Annotated in this window: 1 protein-coding gene and 3 pseudogenes; all 4 read left to right on the forward strand. The window is 56.9% G+C overall.

Going from position 1 to position 3,131, the window contains the following annotated elements:
* Nucleotides 1-109: pseudogene (locus NKJ26_RS33190) on the forward strand (IS6 family transposase); the annotation flags it as partial.
* Nucleotides 110-474: 365 nt separating this feature from the next.
* Nucleotides 475-741, forward strand: a pseudogene (locus NKJ26_RS33195) (IS66 family transposase); the annotation flags it as partial.
* Nucleotides 742-1,647: 906 nt separating this feature from the next.
* Nucleotides 1,648-2,055 (forward strand): hypothetical protein, encoded by a 408-nt coding sequence (locus NKJ26_RS33200; protein WP_352700057.1) that lies wholly within the window; start codon nucleotides 1,648-1,650, stop codon nucleotides 2,053-2,055.
* A 327-nt stretch (nucleotides 2,056-2,382) separates the two neighbouring features.
* Nucleotides 2,383-3,131, forward strand: a pseudogene (locus NKJ26_RS33205) (IS5 family transposase); the annotation flags it as partial.

Below are 3,131 nucleotides of genomic sequence, written 5' to 3' on the forward strand. Positions count from 1 at the left end.
GAAACGCTTCAAGTCGGCACGCCAGCTTCAGCGGTTCGTTTCCATCCATGATCCGATTGCCAACCTGTTCCACTTTCCCCGCAATACGCTGTCATCGGCTCAACATCGAGTGGCGGTCTCTTTCGAAGCGCCGCACGGCCCGAGCGTAAAGCCTAGACGCTGCGCTTTCCAAACTGACACTACCCGGCGACCGATTCTGACATCGGACGGTCGCATATCCATATCCGTCACACAGCCGACATCACCAGGTCATCGTTTCCGTATATCAAGCGGAATATCAGAAAATCTTGGAGGCGACCCATGCACGAGCGCGAACCGACGCTTGACGAAATCCTATCCGAACCGATCATCCGCCAGGTCATGAAAGCAGATGGCGTAAACGCTGCGGATATCCGTCGCCTATATCGCTCGCTGGAGAAGGATGGAGAGAGCCGCAATTACCCACGCGCGTTCGCGGCCGAGTGCGACAAGGACGTCGCGGCGTTGCGCCGGGCCAAGGTCATCGCCTCCGATGAGACCGGCGTGCGGATCGAAGGACGCAACGCCTACCACTGGGTGTTTCGCTGCGCCGAAGCGGTTGTTCATCAAGCGGCGCCAACGCGCGGCGCCGTCGTGGTCCGGACCCTGATGGACGGCCATCGGCCCGACGTCTGGTGTTCCGATCGCTATGCCGCGCAACAAGGCCACGCAAATGCGCATCAGAACTGCCTGGCGCATCTCGTCCGCGACGTCGCCTATGCGGAGACTAGGCAAGTGAGGACATGCTGCCCTCTATCACATCTCCCGGCATGGTGCCAACGGCGATCGGAGATCCACACGCGGCTGTTGCTCGCGTCGATAGCGAGCCCAATATTTTCTATTTCACCACACCCATGGACCGGCTACCTGCGTCATCACCCACGCGTGCAGCCAGCGCAAGGTGTTAGCGGATGTTGAAACGTTTTCAAGCCTTCCGCAGCATCTTCTCCTCCGTGCTCGGCGAACACTGCCCAAGGCAGCAAATTGCTATAGGCATCCATGAATAGCTGGTGCGGATCCCACCTTTTGAATCAAGGAAAGCACGGCGCCGGTTCTCAATGTGTATTCGGACTTAAAATAACAATCTGAGTTGTCCTAACAAACTCAATCTGAGTTGTCCTAACAAACTACAGCAAGTCGCATCGCGAAACCGATGCGATGCGGACAATTCACAAACGAGCACAAGGAAATCCTTACGTGAGATCCTCACCGAAAGAGACCGCCACCGCAGCCATCCCGATTCATCGAGTGCATCCCCCGTCTTTCTGGAAGGGGATGATCCTTGCTGCGACCGTGATCGTCCTCGTACAGAGTAGTCAGGTTTCGGCTGAGGACAAGGGGGCATGCCTTGCTTATAAGAATGGGAAGATCGAGTGCGCGGATAAAGAACTTGAACCGCGCGAAGAATGGGGAGAATACCAAACATGTGCCTATTATCACGGCGAAATATCTAACGAATGCATGCAAATAATGAGAGGGTGGTACCGGGAGAGTCGCCGCGAGAATCCACCGCGCCGAGCTTTGAGAGCAGTCGGTGACGAGGTCACGAGCCCGGTAAGACCCGCGACAGCCAGGCAAACCGGTCCCCACATACATCAAGCCGCCTTAGTTGGTTGGGAGAGCAAGGAGATGGAAGAACTTGCAGCCTCAGTTGGTTGGGAGAGGAACAAGATGGAAGAACTTCCAGCGGGAACAAAGTTCAACCACGCTAATAGGGATGGGGTGTGGGGCGGTTCGGGGCAAAGCGGGCACACGGGCGAAGCAATTTGGATGACCTCAGAAAACGATGTAAACGCGGCACGCGGCTATGCAGGTAGTTCTGGAAAGTATTTTGTTATCGAGGCGCAAAAGCCCCTCAAATTAGCGGTCATGGACGAGCAGGGTACTCAAGTGGAACCTGACGAACTCGGCGCATGGGCTACCTTGGCGCAGAGATACGGCTTGGACGGAGTGAAGACGGAATATGGAAGCTCGTACGAGGTGATTTTATTTGACAGAAGCAAGATTGCACCTGTGGAAGAACGTGGTTTCGATTAGCACAGGCGCCAGCACACGACCCATCGAGACCGTTGAGGCGGATGAAGTTTGCGAGTTCGGTCATGGTCTGTCTCCTGAGTGCGTGTTTCCCGAAGGGAAAGCCCTTTCGGGCGAAGCCTCCCCGGACAGAGCATGGCTATTGCATGAGTAAAGAGCTGGAAGAAGAAGTCTTTGTTCCATCTGGCTCTGCGCATTTTGCTTGCGATGGGTTTGTCGAGATGATGGGCTTGCAAGATGTTTTGCGCGAGGCGTAGCGTTGGTGCATGGATCCTTTGTCAACGGTTTGGCGATAGGAGGCAGGATCGAAATCAGCTTGATGCGAGTGCCATGCCGTACAAACACAAGGCAGATCGTCGTCATCACGTGGGAAAGATGAAATTCACTACGAAGCAGGTCTGCGCCGACGTGGTAGCCTGACCTTATGGGTAACGCCGGAGGCACTTGCGGGATGGCGCGCTCCGCGACGCAAGACCCGCGGCGGCCAAGCCCGGTATTCCGATCTCGCCATTGAGACAGCGCTGACGCTGGGTTGCGTCTTCGCAATGCGGCTGCGCCAGACCGAGGGATTGCTCCACTCGCTGCTGGACCTCATGGGGCTGAAAGTCCCAGTTCCAGATCATACGACGCTGAGCCGTCGGGCACACAAGTGGGAGCCATCAGCCCGACGAAACCCGCCGCTGCCGGACGGCCCGCTGCATGTGCTTGTCGATAGCACGGGATTGAAAGTCTACGGCGCCGGGCAATGGCTGGAGCAGAAACATGGCGCCAGATCACGTCGCAACTGGCGCAAGCTGCATCTGGCAGTGGATGCCAAAAGTGGCGCGATCATTGCCCAAAGGCTGACAGATCAGGACGCGGATGATCCTTCCCAGGTGGCACCGCTGCTCGATCAGATCGACGGCGAGATCGACCAGTTCACAGCCGACGGAGCCTATGACGGCAAGCCAACCTATCGGTCTATCCTGCAGCACAGCGCAACCGCCAACATCGACATTCCACCGCGTTCCACGGCGGTGGAAAGCGGTGATACCGGACCGCCTGGTCAAAGGGACAAGCACATTGCCGCAATCGCAAGC

Origin of the sequence: Mesorhizobium sp. M0152 (genome assembly GCF_040322415.1) — a bacterium.
GTDB lineage: Bacteria > Pseudomonadota > Alphaproteobacteria > Rhizobiales > Rhizobiaceae > Mesorhizobium.